This is a genomic window from Priestia sp. P5_B4 (assembly GCF_056400385.1).
Genome location: NZ_JBFULJ010001372.1, coordinates 1 through 693 on the forward strand (window position 1 = coordinate 1; position 693 = coordinate 693).

Below are 693 nucleotides of genomic sequence, written 5' to 3' on the forward strand. Positions count from 1 at the left end.
GTTGTATGGGATGTACCGGCTGAAGGAGCTTTGAGGGCAACTCGTACTGCAAAAAAAAGCAATTTAGTCATTACGACAATGGATTTGGGTATGAACGTGGCCTTGGAAATTGCACAGGATGGACCTATTAAAGGACTAGGTGCCCAGCTACCATACCAGCAAGGAGTCGCCGAAGCGATTCTAGCAGGGTATGCCCTACTTGGAAAACAAGCGCCACCCTATGTAGCCGTTCCGTCTCTAAAAGTAATGAAAGAAAATGTAATTGATGCTTGGCAGCTTGTTTATAATGAAGATGCTCCAGATATTATTCAAAGTGTTGCGAAATCAAGAAACGCTAGGGAAAAGGGGGAACAACAAGATGAAAGTATTGATCGCAGACGATGATGTTACCTCAAGAAAATTGTTAAGGTACTTTATTGGGAGTTTATCCAAATATAAAATTGTCGGAGAGGCCGCCAACGGTGAAKAATTGATACACTATGTTACGAAAGAAAAACCAGATCTTGCTTTAGTCGATATCGGAATGCCCTTATTGAATGGGATGGAAGCAGTTAAAGCATGTAAAGAACTTTTCCCGACTTTACAAGTTATTTTTATTACTGGTCATGATAATTATGCACTTGAGGCATYTAACGTAAAGGCAGTAGACTATATTTTAAAGCCAATCGATAGAAATCGTTTATATGGTGCTTT

At 39.9% G+C, this 693-nt stretch carries 2 protein-coding genes; both read left to right on the forward strand.

Annotated elements, in window-relative coordinates; all coding sequences use genetic code 11:
* A partial coding sequence (locus AC1DRF_RS31060; RefSeq protein WP_477742709.1) for a type 1 periplasmic-binding domain-containing protein occupies nt 1-384 on the forward strand: 384 nt, incomplete at its 5' end.
* A partial coding sequence (locus tag AC1DRF_RS31065; RefSeq protein ID WP_477742710.1) for a LytR/AlgR family response regulator transcription factor occupies nt 359-693 on the forward strand: 335 nt, incomplete at its 3' end. The genes AC1DRF_RS31060 and AC1DRF_RS31065, both read left to right, overlap by 26 nt.